This is a genomic window from Sorangium sp. So ce1504 (assembly GCF_051521635.1).
Taxonomy (GTDB): Bacteria; Myxococcota_A; Polyangia; order Polyangiales; family Polyangiaceae; genus Sorangium; species Sorangium cellulosum_B.
The window spans coordinates 13160760-13179577 of sequence record NZ_CP150365.1 but is presented as its reverse complement, the minus strand read 5'-3'; the positions used below and the strand labels follow the sequence as shown (position 1 = coordinate 13179577).

Annotated in this window: 15 protein-coding genes; 5 read left to right on the top strand and 10 right to left on the bottom strand. The window is 71.6% G+C overall.

Annotated elements, in window-relative coordinates:
• Positions 1-4: 4 nt before the first annotated feature.
• From WMF39_RS49760 to WMF39_RS49745, 4 genes are all read right to left on the bottom strand, one after another.
• Positions 5-1237, bottom strand: a complete 1233-nt coding sequence (locus WMF39_RS49760; RefSeq protein ID WP_437743444.1) for a phospholipase D-like domain-containing protein — start codon at positions 1235-1237, stop codon at positions 5-7.
• Between the two features lie 84 nt (positions 1238-1321).
• Entirely contained in the window at positions 1322-1888 is a 567-nt protein-coding gene (locus WMF39_RS49755; protein WP_437743443.1) for a cytochrome c maturation protein CcmE, read from the bottom strand.
• Between the two features lie 270 nt (positions 1889-2158).
• Positions 2159-3772, bottom strand: a complete 1614-nt coding sequence (locus WMF39_RS49750; protein ID WP_437743442.1) for a sigma-70 family RNA polymerase sigma factor — start codon at positions 3770-3772, stop codon at positions 2159-2161.
• Between the two features lie 122 nt (positions 3773-3894).
• Complete coding sequence (locus WMF39_RS49745) at positions 3895-4548, bottom strand: sigma-70 family RNA polymerase sigma factor (RefSeq protein ID WP_437743441.1); 654 nt, start codon at positions 4546-4548, stop codon at positions 3895-3897.
• 496 nt (positions 4549-5044) lie between these two features.
• Here WMF39_RS49745 and WMF39_RS49740 point away from each other — a divergent pair, with 496 nt between their 5' ends.
• Positions 5045-5425, top strand: coding sequence for a hypothetical protein (locus WMF39_RS49740; protein ID WP_437743440.1), 381 nt, complete (start codon positions 5045-5047; stop codon positions 5423-5425).
• On the opposite strand, the gene WMF39_RS49735 is transcribed toward WMF39_RS49740, so the two are convergent.
• Entirely contained in the window at positions 5388-5855 is a 468-nt protein-coding gene (locus tag WMF39_RS49735) for a hypothetical protein (protein ID WP_437743439.1), read from the bottom strand. The genes WMF39_RS49740 and WMF39_RS49735 overlap by 38 nt on opposite strands.
• Positions 5856-6811: 956 nt before the next feature.
• On the opposite strand from WMF39_RS49735, the gene WMF39_RS49730 reads away from it, so the two are divergent.
• Positions 6812-7897, top strand: a complete 1086-nt coding sequence (locus WMF39_RS49730) for a hypothetical protein (protein ID WP_437743438.1) — start codon at positions 6812-6814, stop codon at positions 7895-7897.
• 162 nt (positions 7898-8059) lie between these two features.
• Here the strand turns inward: WMF39_RS49730 and WMF39_RS49725 are convergent, their stop codons facing one another.
• The 4 genes from WMF39_RS49725 to WMF39_RS49710 all read right to left on the bottom strand — a co-directional run bounded on the left by WMF39_RS49725 (position 8060) and on the right by WMF39_RS49710 (position 12228).
• Entirely contained in the window at positions 8060-9136 is a 1077-nt protein-coding gene (locus WMF39_RS49725; RefSeq protein WP_437743437.1) for a hypothetical protein, read from the bottom strand.
• Positions 9137-9392: 256 nt separating this feature from the next.
• Positions 9393-10166 carry a phosphoenolpyruvate--protein phosphotransferase gene (locus tag WMF39_RS49720; RefSeq protein WP_437743436.1) on the bottom strand — a complete coding sequence of 258 codons (774 nt, stop codon included), beginning with the start codon at positions 10164-10166 and terminating at the stop codon, positions 9393-9395.
• A 495-nt stretch (positions 10167-10661) separates the two neighbouring features.
• Positions 10662-11576, bottom strand: coding sequence for a DUF2726 domain-containing protein (locus WMF39_RS49715; RefSeq protein WP_437743435.1), 915 nt, complete (start codon positions 11574-11576; stop codon positions 10662-10664).
• 145 nt (positions 11577-11721) lie between these two features.
• Positions 11722-12228, bottom strand: a complete 507-nt coding sequence (locus WMF39_RS49710; protein ID WP_437743434.1) for an alanyl-tRNA editing protein — start codon at positions 12226-12228, stop codon at positions 11722-11724.
• A 330-nt stretch (positions 12229-12558) separates the two neighbouring features.
• On the opposite strand from WMF39_RS49710, the gene WMF39_RS49705 reads away from it, so the two are divergent.
• Positions 12559-15948 carry a hypothetical protein gene (locus WMF39_RS49705; protein WP_437743433.1) on the top strand — a complete coding sequence of 1130 codons (3390 nt, stop codon included), beginning with the start codon at positions 12559-12561 and terminating at the stop codon, positions 15946-15948.
• Here WMF39_RS49705 and WMF39_RS49700 read toward each other — a convergent pair.
• Positions 15916-16095, bottom strand: a complete 180-nt coding sequence (locus tag WMF39_RS49700; RefSeq protein WP_437743432.1) for a hypothetical protein — start codon at positions 16093-16095, stop codon at positions 15916-15918. The genes WMF39_RS49705 and WMF39_RS49700 overlap by 33 nt on opposite strands.
• Before the next feature lie 94 nt (positions 16096-16189).
• Between WMF39_RS49700 and WMF39_RS49695 the strand changes: the two genes are divergently transcribed.
• On the top strand, positions 16190-17353 hold the full coding sequence (locus WMF39_RS49695; RefSeq protein WP_437743431.1) for an acyl-CoA dehydrogenase family protein: 1164 nt from the start codon (positions 16190-16192) through the stop codon (positions 17351-17353).
• Between the two features lie 204 nt (positions 17354-17557).
• Positions 17558-18748 carry a glycosyltransferase gene (locus WMF39_RS49690; protein WP_437743430.1) on the top strand — a complete coding sequence of 397 codons (1191 nt, stop codon included), beginning with the start codon at positions 17558-17560 and terminating at the stop codon, positions 18746-18748.
• Positions 18749-18818: the final 70 nt, after the last annotated feature.

The window sequence follows — 18818 nt, the reverse complement described above, 5'->3', positions numbered from 1 at the left end:
GGCGTCAGTCCGGGGATGTCTTGACCAGCTTGTCGAGGAGGCTCAAGGCCCCGTGAGCGAGCCAGTCCGCGGCCTTGCCCCGGAGCGACCGCGCCGCGAGCGTGCCCCGGGTCACCGGCCGCGAGTCCGCCCTGTCCCGCGAGAACAGGTCCGCCACCTGCGCGACGAACGCCGGATCGAACACGAAGAGATTCACCTCGTTGACGGCGCTCAGGCTGCTCGGGTTCGCGTTGAACGTGCCTATCGTGCACCAGTCGCCGTCGACCAGCGCGAACTTCGAGTGCAGGACGCCCCGCTGGTACTCGAAGATCGTGAAGCCGCGATCGAGCCACGCGGCGTGCTCGGCGCGCGCGGCGCGCTTGATGATCGGCAGATCGGTCTCGCCGGGGAGGATGATCTGGACGTCGACGCCGCGCGCGGCCGCGTCGACGAGATCCTTGAGCATCCCGGCGGGCGGGAAGAAATAGGCGTTCTCGATCCAGATGCGCTCCCGCGCTCGCCGGATCGCCTCGCGGTAGCGGGCATAGACGCGCGCGTTGTCGTCCGGCGTGTCCGCGACGAGCTCGAGATCCGGGTACTTGCGCCCCGTCGCGTAGTCGCGCACCCCCTCGGATCCGCCGTCGGCCTCGCGCCAGCGCTGCTCGAAGAGGAAGGCGAAGTCTTCGACGCAGGGGCCCTCGAGGCGCATACAGACGTCGTGCCACCCCCTGCCCCCGCGCCGCTCCGGGAGCCACTCGTCTCCCCACGCGGCGCCGCCGGTGTAGGCGTGATCGTCGATCACGATGGCGCGCGAGTGATCCCGCGGCAGGAGCCCGCCGTGGCCGAGCCCGGGCGCCATGGGGCGGTAGGCGCGGACCTCGATGTCGCGGCGCCGGAGCTCGTCGAAGAACGGGGCGTCGGTCTCGTGTGAGCCGAGCGGATCGTAGAGGAGCCGCGCGCGCACCCCGCGCGCCGCGGCCCGCCCCATGACGTCGGCGAACGCGCTCCCGAGCAGGTCGTCGCGGTAGATGTACGTCTCGATGTCGACGCGCCGCTCTGCGCGCTCGACGTCGCGGAAGATCGAGCCCAGCACCGCCTCCATGCCGGGCAGGAGGGTGAGCGCGTGCTGCGCCGTCAGAATGGGGCCGATCGGCTTCGATGCGCCGCCGCCGGAGCGGCCCGCGGGCGGATCGCCCGGAACAGGCGAGCTGCGTCCGTCGCCCACGGGGCTCAGCAACCGGCGGTCACGGGAGATCATCGCCGAAGTGTGGAGGATGCGCGGGGGAAGACGAGCGCTACCCGGCCCGCCGGCGCTGCGCCGCGCGCGGGCGGGCGCGTTCGCTCACTTGAGGGAGAGCGGGCCCTCGCCGGGCTTGGCGCCGCCCTTCATCTCGTGCGAGTTGGGATCGTACTTCGAGGTGCACTTGGCCATCACGAGGCTCGCCTCGAAGTCGCCGCCCTGCGAGAGCGCGCCCTCGACGGTCACCTGGACGCCGCCGCTCGGGACGTCGCGGAAGGTGTCGGGGATGACGCACTGGGCGTAGCGCACGGGCAGCGGCGCCTGCGTGCCGTGGATCTGGAAGCGGTACTCGCAGGGCGAATCGCGCTTGACCAGCGTGCCGGGCACGAGCTCGCCCTCGACCCGGACCTTGCGGCCGGCGAGCTTGTCCTTCGACGCGAGCAGCTGATCGACGGGCGTCGCGTAGACGGCCGCTTCCTTGAAGCCGACGAGGAACAGGGCGACGAGCGCGCCCACCATGACGAGCAGCGTCGCCAGCAGGCCGAGGCTGCGCGACGGGCGCGGCTTCGGCGCCTGGCTCGCCGCGGCCGGCTTCACCACCGCCGGCGTATCCTGCTGCTCTGCGAGAGACAGCGCCTGGGCCAACTCGTCGTCCAGCTTCTTGCTCATCGGGGATAGGTACAGGCTAGCCCGCGCCCCGCGGACGGTCGAGCACCACCTGCACGGCCTCGGGCCCGGCCGGCGGCATCCTCCCGTTTGGGCGCCGCGGCGGACAGCCGTACCGGAGTTCTCCCTCGCGAGCGGATCCGACGAACCCGCGCGCCCGCTCGCGGAGGGCCGAAGCGCGGGCCGAGTCCTCGGACGCGAAAGCAACACCGAGGCCGCGCGGCCCCTCGACGCCCCTGCCGCGCGCGCCCGTGCGGGCCAATGCCTGGGCCCTCATGGGCTGTTGATGGCCGCCTCGATGGCGGGGAGAAACACGGCGTGAGGGAACGCCGCGCGGAGCCGCTCGGCGCGCGCGCGGGCGTCGGCGCGCCGCCCGGCCTGGACGAGGGCCTGGATGGCCAGCGCCTCGCGCAGCTGGGCTCTCGGGCTGCGCGGGTAACTCCGCTCGTGCAAAGCCAGCACGTCGAGCGCCTCTGTCGCCTTCCCTTCGCTGAGCGCAATTCCGGCGCTGCTGAGCAACGCGCTCTCCTCGGTCGTGTGGTGCTCGCTGGGCGGAGCCGCCTTGCGGGAGGGGGCGCGTGACGGCCCTGCTGCCGCGATCTCGACAGCCGCCGGGGATCCAGCGCTCCCGACGGTCGCGGCCACGGCGCGCCCGTCCGCGGCGCCCCCGCTGCGCCCGGCCCCGGCGCGCTCTGCTCGCTCGGGCGCGGCGCGCTCGGCTCGCTCGGACGCGGCGCCGTCGGCCTCGGCGCGGACGGACACCACCGGCGCCGCAGCGGGCGGCGGGAGCATGGCATAGACGAGGCCGGCGCCGGCCCCGGCGCCCCAGACGAACAGCGCCGCCCCCGCCTTGATGAGCCTGGATCGCGCGATCGTGACGACCGGCGGCGTGCGCTTCTCCCCGGTGGCACCGGCGGCCTCCACCGCGTTCCCGGGGCGGCGCCGGTGGGACGACGTAGCGCCTGCGTCGGGCTGTGTTGCAGGGGCGCCGGCGAGGCTGTCCGCGCCGCGGGCCAGCCCTCCTGTCAAAGCGAGCGACCGCTGGAGCCGCGCCCAGAGCGGCCCGGCGAGGTCCTGCGAGAGGCCGAGCCGGACCCCGCCTGCGTCGAGCAGCAGGGGTCTGTCGGCCAGGGCGAACGGCGCCAGGGCGAAGCGCAGGCGGCGAAGGCCGAGCGCGTCCGGGTCCCGCGCGGAGAGTCGTTTGACCGCGGCCGTGAACTCGCTGCGAGCGCGTCTCAGCCGATCCCATGCGGTGTTCACGGGGATCTGGAGGGCCTGCGCGACGTCGCGCATGTCGCTGCCCTCGAGGTCGTAGAGCACGAACACCGCTCGTCGTTCCCTCTCGATGCGCTGGATGAGCTCGCGGACGATACGCTGGGTTTCGACCTGTGCGACCCGGCGCTCGGCGTCGAGCCCGGGGTCTGCGAGCTCGATGGGTTCGCCATCGTCGAGCGCGAGCAGCTCCCGCTGGTTCCGGGCGAGCTCCCGGTGGCGAAGGGCGACATGCGCGCTGATGCCCGCGACCCACGACTTGAGCGACAGACAAGGATCGTGGTCCTCGAGGCGCCGGTGAACGACGAGAAACACCTCGTGAGCCACGTCGTGAAGATCCCGAGACGCGACGCCGAGCCGCCAGAGCACCGCCAGGACGTATGGAAGCAAGGTCTGATAGACCTCCTCGAACGAGGGCCGCGGGGACGACCCGATGGCGGACGCAGGCTCCCGATCGGGGACGGCGAGCTCGGAGTCGGGCGCCGGCGCCGCCTCCTGGGCGGGTGCAGGCGCCGCCTCCTGGGCGGGTGCAGGCGCCGCCTCCTGGGCGGGTGCAGGCGCAAGCGCCGGGTCGGGCGCAGGAGGGGGCGCTGGGCGTGCTCGGGGCTCTTTCATGGATAGGTAGTCCGGCGACGCCGCCCGGCTCGTTGCGAAATCGTACACGGGCTCGGCGCGGCCGGCCGAGCGGGTGCCGAGCGAAGGCCTCACCCCGGCAGCAGCGTCACCGAACGGCGCCCTCACCGAACGGCGCGCTCACCGAACGGCCACCTCGGTGAGGCGAGCCTTTCAGCCAGCGCCCTCCTGGCGCGACGCAACCGGCTGGCGGCCGAATTGGGGTTCATGCGGCGCGTCCGTGCCCAGGCGACGAGGCTGAGGGGCCCGGCCGCCGCGAGGAGGACCTCGCGATGGCCCGCGGGGAGCGCGGCGACCTCGCGGAGCGCGGCGCGGGCGAGGAGCTCTCCCTCGATGTCGACATGCGCCTGGCCGGCGGGCGCGGGCGGCGCGCCGCACAGGATCTCGCGGCGGACGGAGGCGCGCTCCCGGTAATGGGACACCTGGCGCCAGACGACGCCGTGCAACCATGCGCGCAGCGCGGCGCGCGGGTGCCGCCGTGGGTCCGGGCGGTACCTGCGCGCTCGGATGGCTTCCCAGGCGCCGAGGAGCACCGTTTGGCGGAGATCCTCCAGGTCGCGTGCGGGGACGCGGAGGGCGCGGAGCAGGAGGGCGACGAACGGTCGCTCGGCCCAGAGGACCTCGATCGAGGGCGACACCACCGGGTGGAGCGCCTCGTTCGGCGCGCTGCGCGCGCGGTGGCGCGCCCGGGGTTCCAGCGCATCGGAGGACAGGCGGCGGCCTTCCCGCCGGCGGGGGATCGGCAACGGGGTCTTCATGGGAGCGGAGTCCGGGACCGCCCCGCTTCTCGCTGCACAATCGACAGGCCCGCGTATCGGTGGGGCGCCGGAGCGCTCGTTCTGGCGGCAGGCGGGGGACCGGCGCACGACGGGGACAGCTCGGGTCCTTGTGAAAGGCGACTTCCCTTGCGGCGGCCCCGAGGCTCCCGCGATCTCGTTCGTTGCCCCTACTGGGTGGGACGGGACATGCACCTCGGTGAATGCCGTCGAGGGGTCGCGGAAATCATCGCCGGCTTCCGTGCTGCGCGGCGAGCTCTTCGCCGATGCACGCCCTCCGGACGATGTTCACTCCTGCGGATTCTCGTCGTCCTTCAACCTCAGAATGGACACCAGATGCCCCTGCCGCATGGCACCGTCCCACTCGGCGGACGTGGGCCCGCTGGTTGCGTCGGTCGCCGGTACCATGCGAATCGTTCCAACGGTTGCCGCCCTCGTTTCTCTCCATGGAGTCGCTCTATGCGTTGCATCTTGTATCGTGCACCCATCAGAAAATGCCGATGAGAGGGAGACCGACACACCAACCAGCGAGCCAGAAGCTGACAATCTGACACTTGACGACGAAACGGAGGACGTTTCCACGACCGAGCCGGAGGCGATCGGCAGCTTCAAGATCATCCACTGCAAGAGATATGAGCACGGCGCTGACTGCATGATGAAGTGCGCCGATGCAGGAATATCTTGTCAGGCCGGACGAAAACATCCGTACAAATCCAACGTCAAAACTGGACTACTGATGGAATGCAGAGGCCTCGGCGTGGCCACCAGCTGCTGGTACTATTACGAAAACGGAGATATCTGTCGGTTCGTACTCGGGGTTCCTATTCTGTGCCGCTACGAGGGTGGAACTCCTGATTGAGAGCGCGCGCGTAGGACGCGGCTTTCCGCGCGGCGCGCTTCCAGTCCGGTCCGAACAGAGACTCCATGCACTGAAGAGCGAGCGGGCCGAGCTCGGGCGACCGCTCACCGCCCGAGAGCGCAGCGGAACCCAGTTCGCGGAGTCGCCGCATCCGCTCGACGTCTTCCACGGTGATGGCCGTAGGCCCGTGCAGGCGACCGCGAATATGCTCCGCCATCGCCCCCTCGGCGGCGGTCAGGGTGTTTTCCCACGCCACGGGATCCACCTGGAGATCGGCGTCGCCGCGCTCGATGGCGTCGGCGAGGATGCGGATGTAGCCGACGGCGTAGAGCTCGGCCGTGGCCGCCCAGTCGAGGAGATCCTCTTCGTCTTCGTCGAGCAGAGGCTCTTCGTCGTCGTCGTTGGTGAGGGGCTGATCCGGGTGAGGCATGCCCGGAGTCTAGTGCAGTCTCACGATGCGGAAAGGCGCGGCGGCGTCGCCTCGTCCGAGGACGGTCTGGAGCGCGATAAAAGAAGGTTACCGAGCACCAGACCGCGCCTGGCTCCCCTCGTCTGCTGGTGGGGGGTCACGGCCAGGCGGACTCCTGGCGCCGCACCTCGCTCGGTCCGCTCGCCCCTCGTGCGGGGCAGGCGGGGCAGACACCCTGGTATGACGTTCGCGCTGTAACTCCCGCGCAACGCTCACCGTTGCGCCGGAGATGGCTCCGCGCAGCAGGATCGCCCCGGCCGTGGCTGCCCTCCTGGGAGCGCCAGCTTGCGGGGTGGCGGACGAAGCTAGCGATGCAGATCGGAGCGACGTGGAAGACGTCGATCGGCGCGCTGCATGTGCGGCGGCGCGTCCGGGATCCGGGCGCATCGGAGGACGGGCGGCAGCCCTCCCGCCTGGGAGGGATCGGCGACGGGGTCTTCATGGGAGCGGCTTCCGGGACTGCCCCGCTTCTCGCTGCACAATCGACGGGCCAGCGTAACCGTAGGGTGCCAGAGCGCTCGTTCTGGCGGCAGGTGGGGGACGGGCGCACGACGGGGACAGTTCGGGCCCTCGTGAAGGGCGACGCGGGCTGTCGCCCGGAGAAAGATGAGAAAAGGACCTCGCTCTTCGTAATGCGATCGCACGGGGGTGGTCTACCCCGGGGTTGGTCTGGCGGCGTCCTGGGCTCCCCTGGTAACGTGGCCGCACTTACGGCGGCGCGCCGTCAACGGCGCCGCAGATCATGAGGAGCGGCGATGGCGACGCGGACGCGACGTTGGCAGCGTGGGATCGTGGCGGTGTGCTGTGCGAGCACGCTCGGGCTCGGGGTCGGGGTCACGTCCGGCGGATGCGGGTCGTCGACCGGATACATATGCCCGTGGGATGAGGACCAAGGACCCAAGGGAACGCCTTGTGAGGTGCTCGAGCCCCCCGACGCCGGCGGAGCTGGCGGGTGCGGGGGTGGCGGCGATGGCGGCGATGACTGCGCGGCCGAGGACGACACGGATGTCGCCATCGCGTCCGATTTCGGCGACCTGATCCCGGCAGCAGAGGTCTGCGCAGGGCAGTGCGTACCGAAGGAGCCGCTCGGGTGGTCCGAGCCTGCGCTGCTCTGGATCGGCTCCCCCGACGGCGTGCCGAGCTGCCCTGCGACCGCGCCGATCGTCGGCTACGAGGGCTACGCGGATTTCGCGGCTCCGGCCCCGCACACGTGCCCCGCCTGCGCGTGCGACCCGCCCGAGGCGACGTGCGAGGTGCCGACGGAATGGAGGGCCTTCGCCAGCTTCCCGTGTGGCGGCCCCGAGGCTCCCGCGACCTCGTTCGCTGCCCCGGATCGGTGGGACGGGACCTGCACCTCGGTGAATGCCGTCGAGCCCGGACGGACCTGCGATGGCGCGCCGTGCGTGCAGTCGCTCGCGATCCAGGCGCCTCGCGTGCTCTCCGCAGGTTGCGCACCGAGGGTCGCGGAGGCGCCGGAGAACCCCGACGAGCCCGCGACGGCGGGCAGCTTCGCAATCGTCGCCCGGGCGTGTAGCGGCAACGCGTCCCCCCCGTGCGCGGATCCGGGCATGACCTGCACGCCGGCACCGCCGATCGGCGACGCCGCGCCGCCGGAGGGGTTTCTCACGTGCATCCACCACGAGGGAGAACAGGACTGCCCCACCACGTACCCGGACCGGCATGTCTTCTACGCCGGCGTGGAGGACACGCGCGGCTGCGCGCCTTGCGGCTGCACCGAGCCCACCGGAGCGACGTGCAGCGTGCTGGCCTCCGCGTTCCGCGACGAAGGGTGCTCGCAGCTCGTAGCGGGCCAGGTGATCACCTCCGACGCCCCCTACTGCGGGACCGTCGCTTCCGGGACAGCGCTCGGGAGCAAGTCGGTGAGCGTCGTCGGCCTCGATCCCGGACGATGCGAACCATTCGGCGGCGAGCCGGTGGGCAGCATCGCGCCGACCGCGGCGGCGACGTTCTGCTGTCACCGCACCAGCTCTGTACCGGCCTGAGTCGACGGCTCGTTCCGCATGGGGCGCAACAGCGGCCTCGCCAGGAGGTGGTAGGCCGCGAGAGACGCGCCCGCGACCCCAGCGCGCTGCACGCGCTCGCAACCGCCTCATGGGAATCGCTCCCGCGGGCGCGTCCGACGCTTCGCGAAACCACACGGAGGTTCAGAAGAAAGCGACCAGGCGGAGTGCCACCGCCTCCGAGACGGGCGCCGCGGACCACCCTTCGCCATGGAGCGGTCGAATGTGCGTCCGATGTATGTTGATCAAGAGGTCGCCGCTGAGCTGCCCGGCGAGGCGGGCCGAAAGCGGCACCTCCAGACCCGCACGAAACCCGAGCCCTGCATAGGGCAGCGCGAGCTCCCTGCCGGTGCTGTCCCTGACGTTCCACAGCCCGCCTGCCGTGGCGAGGGCGCAGCCGAAGAACCAGTCCGCGTGACCGCAGGGAACGAGCGAGCCGCTCACCCCGGACACGCCGTAGATCCAACCGCGGTAAGGCTCGGCATCGATCGGAAGATCCCCGCGGGCCTCCAGCGAGAGCGAGAACCTCTCCCAGCGGACGCCGGCGAACCCCGAGAACCCGACCGCCACCGACGGCGCCACGCCGGCGCCGAGGAGCACCCCGGCGCCCACCTGGAGGCGCGGGCGATCCGGCGGCGGCCTCGGGCGCGGAACGGGTCGGGCCGGCGCAGCGACCGGGTGGGGCGGCTTCGAGGCCGGCGCCTTGGGCGGCGCGTCCGGCGAGACGGGTGGCGCGGCGTCTCCCGGCGCCGACGGGGGCGGCGGCCCTGAGGGCGGCGAGGTGGGAACGCTCCCCGGTGCAGGCCCTGGTGGCAGCAACGGGCGCATGACGGCGCTGAGGGCGAGGCCGATGTCCCCCACGAGCACGCCGCAGATCGGGCTCGAGAGCTCCTGGCGGCCGAGCGCCCGGCCATCGCGGTCGTGAAGCGCGATCTCTCCCTGGAACGCCGGCCCTTTGCGCCGGATGACCACCTCGATGTGCCACGCGCCGTCGCGCACGAACGGGTCGACCCCGCCGAGCTGGCTCGCGACGATCTCCCGGAGGCTCGGCTCCTCGGGGCACCCCTCGGTGTCAGGGCCCCGCGTGTAGGACAGGCGCGCGCCGCGCGGCGCGACCTGCGCGAGCGCCACGGGCGCCGCCAGGAAGAGCGATGCGGCGAGCGGCAGCGCGGCGCGGTTCATCCTCCGGATCCGGTTGCGGGCGAGGAGCGGGCCGGACATGAGCGGAGCGCCGTCATCCGTCACCTGTCGTCATCCCCACTATTTCCGGGAAGGTCCCCCGGATTGTTGCGAAATCGTGCGCCGGCGCCGAAAAAGAGTGCGCGAGGTGTACCGGCGACATCTCCCTCCAACCTGAGAGAGATGTCACCTGGAATTGGGACTGGAGCGGCGTTGCGAGGTGACCGGCGAACGGCGCCGTCCTCGGGCGATGGGTGGGATGGCCGGTCGCGTGCCGGCGGACGTGCGAGGAGCGGCGCTATCCGATCGGGTCGGGCTCGGGCTCGGCCTTCTTCCTGGCGCTGGCGGCGCGGGCCCGCTGGTCGGCGCGCCGCTCTTCCTCTGCCGCGTCCTCGTAGGGCGAGAGCAGCCGGTCCCGGAGGAGCGCGTGCGTCTCGTCCTTGTCGTCGTCGTACTCGGCATGGGCCTGGACCAGCAGCGTGCCATAGGCCTCGTGCCACGCCTCGACCGCCTTGACGGCCGGATCCGCGGCCTTCGCCTCCGTGACGCCGAGCTTCTTGCCGTACAGCTCCGTCCAGCGCTGGAGGCGGCCTACCTCGGCCGAGAGTCCGAGACGCTCGACCGCCGCCTTCACGTCCTTGCCCTCGATCGCCTTGATCATCGCGCTCATGCGCACCCACTGCTGGGAGTAGACGAGGCGGATGAGGTCGGTGCCCGACGACAGCACCTCCGAGCGCACCAGGAGCGCATCGCGACGGCGCACCGCCTCGTCATCGGTCAGCGGCAGGATGTCGTCGTGATCGAACGCGCGCTCGATGCTGGCGAGCTGGCCGCTGAACGCTCCGATGCACCGGTCAGTGCCGCGATCGATCTCCACCATCGTGGCGTCAATGCTCCCGAGCGCCTCGAGGGCCTCGGTGGACGCGATGACCGACTGGACCGCTGCGTCGACCTTGGCAGCGAGCTTGATCTTCTTCGATTTCAGGGCCTCCCGGTGAGCGGCGAGCTTCGTACCTGCAACAATACACCCGCTTGGCGTGAGCCGGCGGGCGAGTAATGCGGCTTTTCCCATCAGACCTGGCTATCGGGCTGGCGATGGCCGGGCAAGGCGACAGCATGGTATCGATGCGCCGCAGCATGCCGGCCGGCGTGCCCCCACGCCCCGCCACACGCCGGCGGGCGTCCCCCCACGCGCCGCTGCACGCCGGCGGGCGTCCCCCCACGCGCCGCTGCATGCCGGCGGGCGTCCCCCCACGCCCCGCAGCATGCCGGCCGGCGTCCCCCACTCCCCGCCGCACGCCGCACCCCGCCGGGCGTCCCCCCACGCCCCGCCGGGTGGAGTCCAGCGTCGCTGGCCTTCCGAACCCCCGAGGCGCGGCCCCAATCGCGCTGAATGCCTACCGAGGATTATCGGGCGGCTCAGTCGGGAAGACTGGGATCTGGCTGCTGCCATGTGGCCGCCGCTGGAGGCGGAGCTCTGATCAGCAAGCATGGCATTGCCCGCGGCTTCGACGGCTCCGAGATCGCCAAGAGGTCGGCAGGGCCAGTCGACAGGGGGTCGGACGGTTCAGGAACGCGAGGAGCACGCTCTGCCAACGCTATGCGAGCTCCGAAGCTCATACGTTGTCCTGAACGATCGGATCATCAGATCCACTCGCTTCATGTCGATGAGCCGAGCATCCCCGGAAAGCACGCGCTGAAGCTCGTGGTAGATGTCGAAGATCACGATCTGTTCGAGCGCATCGCCGAGCAATACCGGAAAACTTTGGTTGCGCATGCCTGTTGTGACGCAAACCGCTCGGCCGTGAGTGACCTCCAGAAAGCAGATGGCATGGTAGTTGTTCTTGGAGTCGGCTCCGATGATGAAACTCGGTGCCGGTTCAAGACACTTGCCGGCCTCCGACAACGCTCGTATTTCCTGCTGGATGTCGAGCGTCAGCCATAGGGGGAATCGTCGCTTGTGATCCGACCATGTGACGAAAAAAGCTGGTTCAAACGGCTCGTCCCATGGAACGAGCCCGTTCTCTTGAGCATCCTCAAACGCCTGGGCAGCAAACCAGACGTCCACGAACCAGCTCAGCAGGTCCATGCCGCGGTACTTCTTGGTCAGGTGCCGGGAGTTGATGCGTAGGAGGGGAAACTGGAACCGCTCGCAGAGCGCGTTCTTCTTCACGTCCCGCCGCTTCTGTTCCTCGTACCGGTGAGAGGCGCCATCGAACTCAACCGCGAAGAGAGGGATGCTGGCGCGGTCAACAACCACGAAGTCGAAGTGGGCCTGGAGAGCATAACGGAAGAGCTCGAATGGCAGGCCGCTACCCTCGATGGGCAGGACCTCCTTCAGTCCGACCTTGGGGCACACGCGGGCGCCGAGCCTGCTGCACGCCTCTTGAAGCCTGGCGTCGGTGACCTTCTCGTAGTCGTCGACCAGGAGCCGCTTGAACGTCGGCGGCTTCGACGCGTCCTTGGGGAAGGGGTCGGACATCCGGGGCAAGCCTACCACGGGTACGGCCGGGCAGCCTGGACCTGTGGACGAAGCCCGAGGGACGTCTACGACCCGGGCCGGTGGTCGACAGATTCACGACCCCACGCCGCAAGCTTCGGTCCGTCGAGAGGCTCATGTTCAGGAATCAGGAAGGTAGCGCGTCATAGGCGACGCGAACGCGGTTCCCTTTCCTCTTGATGCTCAGGACTCGTAGAACGGAGATCTCGGACAGAGCTCGCACGTGGGTTCCACCGCAAGGTATCGGAGGGAAGTCCCCGATCTGGATCGCTCGCGAGCTGTACGGATCACCCGTCACCTTGACCTCGATGGGTTTCGACAGGAGATCTCCCAGGTGTCTCGAGAGCTCTGTGGCAAGCCCATCAACGCAGCAAGCCTCCGCCTGCCCTTCGAACTCGACGCGCGCTTCTCCTGGCCACTGATGACCGGCCACGGCGGTCAATCCATGCTGAAGACTTTCCACCAGCCCGGCGATCAGGTGCCCGGACGAATGGTAGACCGAATTCAGCCTCCGCCAGGCGGAGTCGACTGCGAAGCCGTAGGTTCCCCCGACGGACAGGCCCGCGAGCGAGTCCACGAAATGGTCCACCATGCCGCCATTGTGAGCCACATGCAGCACGCGCGCTGGACCCATGGTGCCTCGTTCGGATTTTTGACCGCCCCCCTGAGGGTGGAACCAGGTCTCAGCCACTCGGACGACGGGGCTCTCACCTGCGATGAGCTCTGTGACGACAACATTCCCTGTCGCATCGGCGCGCTCTAGATAGACCTTTTTTGTACTAGACTCCATCTCCCCTGGACCTCGCGCCCCTTGGTGTCCTCTCTGCCATTTCCGAACCAACCGCGAGCGTGCGGACGGCGCCCGCGCTAGGCTCGGCCGCCGCCCCGGGCAGCCACGCGGACAAGGAGACCCGAGCGCGAGCGAAGGATGCGTCGTCCCCGATCCCCCCTCTCCCCCCGATCCGTGCTCCTTGCCCTGCTCGTGCCGCTCGCCTGCGGCACGAGCGCGTGCTCCGGCGGCTCCCTGCGGGACGCGCCCGCACAGACCGGCACCGCGGCGCACGCGCCCGGCGCGAGCCCGGCCCCGGCCCCCGCCCCGGAGGGCGCGCCCTCGATCGGCGCTGCCGTGGCCCCCCTGGCGAGCGTGGCTCCCCCCGGCCGCACGCCGCTCGGCACCGCGACGGTGCAGCCGCTCCCGTTCACGATCGAGCCGTCGCTTGACCGCCGCTCGGTGCTGCTCCTCTCCAAGCTCTCGTCGGATCGCGCCGGCTGGGTCAGGCGGCTCGACGCTGCCACCGGCGAGCTCGGACCGCCGCACCTGCTCCTCGACGAGGACCTCGCCGGCGCCCACGCCTCCCCGGACGGGACCACCACGCTGCTCACCTCGCAGGGCGGCGAGCTCTGCGTGACGGCCATCCTCCCCGGCGAGGCCTCGGCCGCGTCGCGCACGTGCGCCCCGATCCGCGCGCACGCCCTGGCCGCCGTGGGCGAGCGCGTCGCGCTGCTCGAGCTCGCCGAGACCGCGCCGCGCGGCAGCTCCGCGACGCCGGCCCAGCGCGCCGCGCGCGAGCGCTCCGCCGCGGCGAAGCCCGCGCGCAAGACCCCCGGCCGCAAGGCGACGGTGGCGAAGCCGAAGCCGCCGGCAAAGACCTCCGGCGCGAGCGGCAAGGCCACGCGGAAGAAGCGCGGCGAGCACCGCGGGCGCGACGGTCGGCCCGCGAAGACCGCGCGCCCCGCGCCCCGGCCGAAGCGGCCGGACCCGCTGCCCGAGGTCGAGGTGCGGCTCCGCTGGGTCTCGCCGTCCGAAGGGATCGCGGCCACGTCGTCCCCCACCGGGCTGCGCTTCCGGCCGCCGCTCGACGGCATGGGGCTGATCGACGCAGGCGGGCGGCCAGGCGCGATCGATCTCTTGTTTTACGCGGCGAGCTCGAAGAAAACGAGCACGTCGTGGCTCGGGAGCGCGCAGATCGCCTTCGCCTCGCTCGGCGAGGACGGCAAGCTCGATCCGGGCCGGCGCGCCGTCGTGGTCGAGGGCGACCTCGAGTACGGCGCGCTGCGCGGCCACCAGGATCCGCGCCTCGTGACGGCGAGCGCAGGCGCCGTGGTCGTCGACGTCACCGGCCGCAACGGGGCCTGCCAGGCGACGCGCGTCGCGCCCTCGCTCCAGCGGCTGGTCGCCGGCGCCGCGCCCAGGGCGGTCTGCTCCGTGGATCCGGCGCGCCTCGCGGACGCGACCCCGGTCACGCCGGCCGAGATCGGCGCGCTCGAGCGCATCGCCGCGAGCGGCGCCCGGCGCGCCCCGGGGCAGCCGGGGTACGATCCGGGGCTCGCCGCGTGGGCGGGAGATCGCGCGTACTTCCAGACGATCTCCGGCGGGCTCTTCTCGGCCTCGCGCGCCGACGGGCAGCCGCGCCGCGAGCCGGACCCATTCCCGGCGCGGCGCGCGCGCATCGCGTGGGGCGCGCTCGCGACGGACGGCGAGGGGCTCGCCTTCGCCGCGGGGCAGCTCCACCGGCTCGACGCGCGCGCCCTGGTCACCGCGGCGGCGGCGCCGGAGAGCCTCGGCGCAGCGCCGGCAGGCGCCGCCGGCGGCGCGCCGGGCACGCCGATCGGCGAGCCGGAGCGCCCCACCGACAGGCGGCGCGCCGCGCGCATCGGGTCGTCCTGGTGGCTCGCGAGGACCGACGTGGCGCGGTTCCTGCCCGAACCGCTCGTGGTGCCCGCGCTGCGGGGGCGCGCGCACGAGGACAGCACGGCGCTCGTCGGCGGGCACGAGCGCGGGCTCTTCCTCGAGGTGCTCGGCGACAGGCTCCAGATCACCGGGATCGACGCCTCGGGCGCGCTCACCGGGCTCGGCGCTCAGGGCGGGCTCGCGCCCGGCGCGCCCGACCCCGACGCCGCACGCCGCGCGCCGCACGCCCTCGCCATCGCGTCGCCGGTGCGCGCGGGGTTCGACGCATGCGAGCGCCGCGGCGGCGGGGCCATCGTCGCCGGCGTGAGCGCCGCGGATCCGCGCAAGGTCGTGGCGCTCTCGATCGACGCGCTCGGCCGGCCCGGCGCGGCGCGCGTGACCTCGCTGCCGATCGCCGAGGGCGACCTCGCGGTGCGGCTCGTCGCCCTTCCCGAGGGGGGCGCGCTGCTCAGCGACGCGGCCCGGCGCCACGTGGTGTGGCTGGACGACGAAGGCGTCGAGCTCGCGTCGCAGCCCTGGCCGGCCGACGACACCGGCGCGCTCTGCGTCGACGGGCAGCCCGCGCGGCGCGCGGTCCCGACCCCGGCGCCCGGCGCCTTCGTGACCGTCCCGGAGCTCGCGGCGCCAGGCGCCTGCGTGGTGGGCGATGCGGTCTGGGCCTCCGACGGCAGCCTGCGGTGGTTCGGGAGCGCCGTGAGCGGCCTCGACGCGCAGGCCGAAGCCGGCGTCGCGCGCGTCGCGCTGCCCGCGAGCGCGGGCGCGGCGCGCTCGGCCGCAGGAGAGCCCGCGGAGGCGCCCGCCGCCGCGCTGCCGGGCGCGCCCGCGTGTCCGGCGGACATGGTGGCCATCGACGGCGGCCGCTTCTGCGTCGATCGCTTCGAGGCGATGCTCGTCGACGGCGCCACCGGACAGGCGCTCTCGCCCGACTACCCGTCGACCCCGAACCTGCTCGAGCTCACCCTCGCCGACTGGTCGACCGGCCTGCGGCGGATCGGCGACGTCCACGCGCGCGCCTTCCCCCTGCCGCTCCTCGCCGCCTGGCAGCGCGGCCGGGCGATCGCCGCCCTTGCCCGCTCGCGGTCGGGGGTGCGGCCGAGCGGCTACGTGACCGGCCTCGTGGCCGAGAGCGCCTGCGCCGCGGCCGGCAAGCGGCTCTGCTCGGTCGAGGAGTTCGTCACGGCGTGCCGGGGCGAGGACGACACGCTCTACCCGTACGGCGACACGTTCGAGGAGGGCGCGTGCAATGTCTACCGGCCGGCGCACCCCGCCGCGCTGCTCCACGGCAATGCGTCGATTGGCCACCTGGATCCCCGGCTGAACCGCGTGCGCAGCGCCCGGGAGCCGCTGCTCCGGGAGACGGGCGGGAGCCCGCGGTGCAGGAGCCGCTGGGGCAGCGACGCGGTCTACGATCTCGTGGGCAACCTCGACGAGTGGGTGAACGAGCCGGGCGGAGCGTTCGCCGGCGGCTTCTACGCGCGCTCGACCCGCGCAGGCTGCGAGGCCCTCATCACGGCCCACCCGAGGAGCTACCTCGATTACTCGACCGGCGTCCGGTGCTGCCAGGACGGGCCCTCGCCCTCGGCGACAGCGACGGACGCGCCGCCGGGCGCCCCGGCCGCTCCCGCCGGCTCAGAGCCGCGGCCGCCCGGGCATCTGCCGTAACATCCCCGTCACGGCGAAGGCGGCGGAGATCACGAGGAGCGCGGGGGTCCACGGGTGCACGGTCAGCACACCGACCACGGCGAGCAGCCAGGTCAGCAGCGAGACCAGCACCACGCTCCAGAGCACCACATCGGTCCAGCTTCTCATTCGTGCCCCTTTCGATGAGGTCCGTCCGGGGACGAGGCGAACGGCGTGCCACCCCATCGCTGATGCGCGGCCGCGCGTGCTACGTTGGGCCGCGATGAGCGCGTCATCCTCCGCAATGGCAGGCGATCTGGAAAACCCGACGGAAGAGCACCGGATGCTGCGGCAGATGGTGAGGGATTTCGCCCGTGAGGTCGTCGAGCCGCAGGCCGACGAGCACGACCGGAGCGCCACCCTGAACGTCCCCCTGATGCGGCGGCTCGGCGAGCTCGGCCTGCTCGGCGTGACCGTGCCCTCGGAGCACGGGGGCGCGGGCATGGACGCGGTCGCCGCGGTGATCGTCCACCACGAGCTCGCGAAGAGCGATCCCGGGTTCACGCTCGCGTACCTCGCCCACGCGATGTTGTTCGTGAACAACCTCTTCCACGCCGGCAATGACGAGCAGCGCGCGCGGTACCTGCCGAAGGTGCTCTCCGGCGAGTGGATCGGCGCGATGGGCATGACCGAGCCGACGAGCGGGACAGACGTCCTCGGCATGAAGACGTTCGCCCGGCGCGACGGGGATCGGTACATCCTGAAGGGGCGCAAAGCGCTCATCACGAACGCCCCGGAGGCCCAGATCTTCCTGGTCTATGCGACCATCGAGGGCCGGGTCACGACCTTCGTTGTGGAGCGGGGGTTCCCCGGGTTCTCGACCGACGAGAAGACCCCGAAGATGGGAATGCGGGGGAGCACGATGAGCGAGCTCCTCTTCGACGACTGCGTCGTGCCCGCCTGGAACGTCCTGGGCCCGGAGGGGGGCGGCATCCGCAACATGATGAGGAACCTGGAGCTGGAGCGCCTCACGCTCGCGGCCATGAGCCTCGGAATCGCGGACCGCTGTCTGGAGATCATGATCCAGTACGCCGGAGAGCGGAGGAGCTTCGGCAAGCCCATCGCCGAGCACGGGCAGATCCAGCGCTACATCGCGGAGAGCTACGCCAAGACCGAGGCGGCGCGCGCCCTCATCTACGCGGTGGCGCGCAACGTCAGCCCCGAGCGGAGAAACCGGCTCGGGACGGACGCGGCAAAGCTCTTCGCCGCGCCGGTGGGCAAGGAGGTGGCCGACAACGCCATGCAGGTGCTCGGCGGCTGGGGCTACTGCACCGAGTACAAGGTGGAGCGGTTCTTCCGTGACGCCAAGCTGCTCGAGATCGGCGGCGGCACGCTCGAGTCGCACCAGAAGAACATCACGCGCGAGCTGATAGGCCGCATCAGCTGACGCTGCCCGGCCGCGCCGATGGGCTCGCGTGGCCTCGGCGCGCGTGTGTCGGCGACGGATCTCACGTACCACCCCGAGCTCGTACCGGCCATCACGGTGTGTCGTGGGCGATGAGGGGCTGTCACGCCTCGGTTGCGAAAAGTCAGCGCTGGGTTTGCGGTCCGGCCATCGAGACGCCACGCGGTTCGATCAGCATGGCCATCCATGGATTGGGGAGATCTGGCGACGGTCGCGCCGACGGCGCTGTCATCCATCATCTACGCGACGATCCAGACCTCCTTCCTCTGGAGGATGGCGCGGCACCGGCTCGTGGCGCCGGTCGAAGCGTCGCGGCCGTGCGGGGCGACCCCGTTCGTCAGCATCCTCAAGCCCGTCGCGGGCGTCGACGACGGGCTCGCCGACAACCTCGAATCCTTCGCCCGGCTCGATTACCCCTGTTACGAGATCGTCTTCGGCGTGGCCTCGAGAGAAGACCGGGCGGTGCCGGTGATCCAGGCCTTCCTCGCGGCGCACCCCGAGCTGAACGCGCGGCTCTGCCTGACGGATCCGAGCGAGGCGTTGAACCCGAAGGTGGCGCAGCTCCTCGAGCTCGAGCGCAGGGCCGAGGGCAGCGTCCTCGTCATCTCGGACGCGAACGTGTGTGTCCGTCCGGACTACCTCCGCTCGCTGCTGTCGATCTTGATGCGGCCGGGCGTGGGGCTCGTCTCGAGCGTCGTCGTGGGCACGGGGGAGCGGACGCTCGGCGCGGTGGTCGAGAACGCGCAGCTCGGGGCGTTCATCGCGCCCGGGGTCGTCGCCGCCGCCGAGCTCGCGGGGCGGTCGATCAGCGTGGGCAAATCGATGGCGATGCGGCGGGTCGATCTCGCGCGGGTGGGAGGGTTCGAGAGCGTGGCCCACGTGCTGGCGGAGGACGACATGCTCGGACAGCGCTTCAGCGCGCACGGGTTCGTGGTCGATCTCTGCCTGGATCCGATCGAGAACCGCAACACGAGCGGCTCTCTCACGCGCATGCTGGATCGACACACCCGCTGGGCGAAGATGCGGCGCACGCTCGTTCCGCGCTGCTTCGCGGCGGAGCCGTTCAACTCGCCGCTGCTCATCGCGTGGCTCACATTGCTTCTCAACCCGACGGGCCTCGCGCTGGAGATGTGGCTGTTCGCCTGGACGCTCCAGAGCCTGGGGACGTTCCTGGCCCTGAAGATGCTGCGCCCGGCGCGCTCCAACCTGGCGCTGGTGGCGGTGGAGCCGCTCCGGACGCTGTGCTGGTTCTTCTGCTGGCTGAACGCGTATTCGAACCGGCGGGTCGCCTGGCGGGGCAACGCGTTCCACATCGGGCCCGGGACGGCGCTGGTGGCCGCGGAGGAGCCGTCTTCCTTGCGATCACCCGCCAGGTAGCGGGGGCGAGGGATCCCGGGCTGCTCCCCGGGCGCGGGCACGGCGAGGAGGGGCCGGAGCAGCGAGGAGC